This is a genomic window from Streptomyces sp. CBMA29, assembly GCF_014596445.1.
Lineage (GTDB): Bacteria > Actinomycetota > Actinomycetes > Streptomycetales > Streptomycetaceae > Actinacidiphila.
This window is the reverse complement of the sequence record NZ_MECL01000032.1, coordinates 1-2,419: the sequence shown is the minus strand read 5'-3', so window position 1 is coordinate 2,419 and position 2,419 is coordinate 1. Positions and strand designations below refer to the sequence as shown.

General features: G+C 77.2%; 2 protein-coding genes. One reads left to right on the top strand and one right to left on the bottom strand.

What is annotated here, in order from left to right; translation table 11 throughout:
- Positions 1–667, top strand: a 667-nt coding sequence (locus tag BGM09_RS04885; protein ID WP_188280153.1) for a B12-binding domain-containing protein, incomplete at its 5' end; no start/stop codon positions are given.
- 123 nt (positions 668–790) lie between these two features.
- On the opposite strand, the gene BGM09_RS04880 is transcribed toward BGM09_RS04885, so the two are convergent.
- A partial coding sequence (locus BGM09_RS04880) for a glycosyltransferase (RefSeq protein ID WP_188280152.1) occupies positions 791–2,419 on the bottom strand: 1,629 nt, incomplete at its 5' end.

Below are 2,419 nucleotides of genomic sequence, written 5' to 3'. Positions count from 1 at the left end.
GCTCGCGCGGGCCGCGGTGCGGCTGGACGGCCCGGCGGTGGACGCCCTGCTGAGCGACCTGGTCGAGCGGCACGGGCTGGTCGTCGCCTGGGAGGAGGTGATGGCGCCGACGCTGCGCGCCGTCGGCCGCAAGTGGCAGACCTCCGGGGAGCGGTACGTGGAGGTCGAGCACCTGCTGTCCTGGCACGTCTCGTCGGCGCTGCGCCGGGTCCGTGCGGCGCCGGCGCTCACCGGGGCGGCGCCCGTACTGCTCGCGTGCGTGCCCGGCGACCACCACACGCTTCCGCTGGAGGCGCTGACCGCGGGGCTCGGAGAACTCGGCCTGTCCACGCGGATGTTCGGCGGAGCGGTGCCGGTCGACGCCCTGGACGAGGCCGTCCGCCGGATCGGACCCGCGGCCGTCGTGCTGTGGTCCCAGTCCCGCTCCACCGCCGACCGCCCGCTCGCCCGGCACGTCGCGGCCAGTAGCTGGGGCGTCAAGGGCGCCCGTACCCACCCGATGGTCTTCCTCGCCGGTCCCGGCTGGGCCGGCCCCCTGATGCCCGGCATGCTCAGACCTCAGGGCCTGCGCGACGCCCTGTCCGCCCTCGGCCGCATCGGCTCACCCGCCCCGGACCCCACCTCGCCGCCACCCGCCGCCACCGCCACCGCCACCGCCGCGAGCTGACCCGGCCGAAGGCCCCGGGGCCCGCACCGGACCCCCGGGGGTACGTCCGGACCAGACCTCAGCCGATATCGCCGCAGGCCGGCGGCCCACTCACCGCCGATCCCAGGGGGTTGCGGCCGGTCCTCAACCGCGCGGGCCGTGGGTTCCGGGCGAGGCGGAGGCCAGGTATTCCTCGACCAAGGCGGCAGCCGTGGAGGTGAGGGTGTAGCCGGTGGTGACGGTGGCGCGGCCTCGCGCGGCGAGGGCGCGGGCGGCGGCGGGCGGCATGTCCAGCATCCGTTCGAGGCCGAGGCCCAGGGCAGGCGCGCAGGAGGTGTCCAGCAGTACGCCGTTGTCGCCGTCGCGCAGATAGTGGCGTACTCCCCCGCGTTCGGGGGCGGCGGTCGGCAGGCCCGCGTCCATCGCCTCCAGCACCGCGATCCCGAACTCCTCCTTGGCGCTCGGGCAGACGTACCAGGCCCGTGCCCCCGACGCCGGGTCGGCCAGCGCCCGCTCCAGGCGGCGTACCCGGGTGTTGGTCAGGGCCGTGAGCAGGACGAGCCGGTGGGCCGCGCCGGGGTGCCGGGCGAGCAGGCGGCCGATCCTGGCGCGCATCGCGGTCTCGGCGGCCGAGGGACGGGCGCAGGCGCCGCCGATCAGGACGAGGGAGGACCGCCGGTACAGGCCCCGCTCCAGCCACGCCCGTACCAGCATGTCCTGCTGCTTGACGGGATGCAGCCGTCCCACGGAGAGCAGCAGCGGCTCCCGCAGGGCGTCCGGGCCGAGCCGAGCCCGCCGCGCCCCGCCGCTACCGCTACCGTCGTCGCCGCCGCCGCCGAGGACCATGCCCAGCAGATCGGCCCGGTCGGACGCCTCGGACGCGGCCGGCACGTACGGCTCGATGCCCTCCGGCGGTGCGGCCGGGCCCGCGCCGTCCCGTGCGGCGGCCAGTTGGGGGAAGTGGCGGACGAGTTCGGAGGCGTCGCCCTGCCGCCCGGGTATGCCGACCACGCGTGCGGCCCGTTCGACCAGCCGGTCGGCGACGAACACCCGGTGCAGGTCGTCGCGCAGATCGTCGGAGGCCGCCGGGGCCCGGCCGTGGCGTACGGTCATCTGCCGGTGCGGATCCGGCGTCGCGGTGAACACCAGCCGGGCTCCGAGGCGTTGTGCGGCCTGGGCCATGGCGAGCGAGCCGTCGTCGGCGTACCGCGCGTGCAGGACGTCCAGCCGTGCGCCGAGGCCGCCGAGCAGCCGTACCGCCCACCAGGCCAGCGCCTCGCGGTGGGCGCCCGTCTCGTGCTGGCCGAGGGGGTGTTCCGCGTCCACGGGGAGCCGCAGCACCCAGTGCCCGGGGCCCCGGGCGTGCAACAGGCGGTCGTCGCGGGCCAGTTCGCTGCGGCAGGCGGTGACCACCGTCACGACGGCCGCGACCGCGCCGGTGTCGGCCAGCGCGTCCCCGAGACCGCTGAGCAGCACGCTCAGGCCGCCGCTCAGCCCCTCCCCCGGAGTGTCGAGGCCGCCGAGCAGCATCGGCTGGGCGACGAGCAGACCCGGCCTGCGCGCCGCCGCGGGCAGCAGCGGGTCCTGGCCCGGGAGCAGCATCAGCCGCTCGTACGGATCCTCCGCCTCGGCGGAGACCGGCAGCAAGGACGCGCCGCCCGGCACACCGGCGAGGTAGCGCCAGGCCGCGTGGCGGGTCGCGCGGTCGCTGGCCGCCGCGAGTTCGGCCGCCTCCTCCGGCTCCAGCGGCCGGAGGCCCTGGGCCGTGGCGAC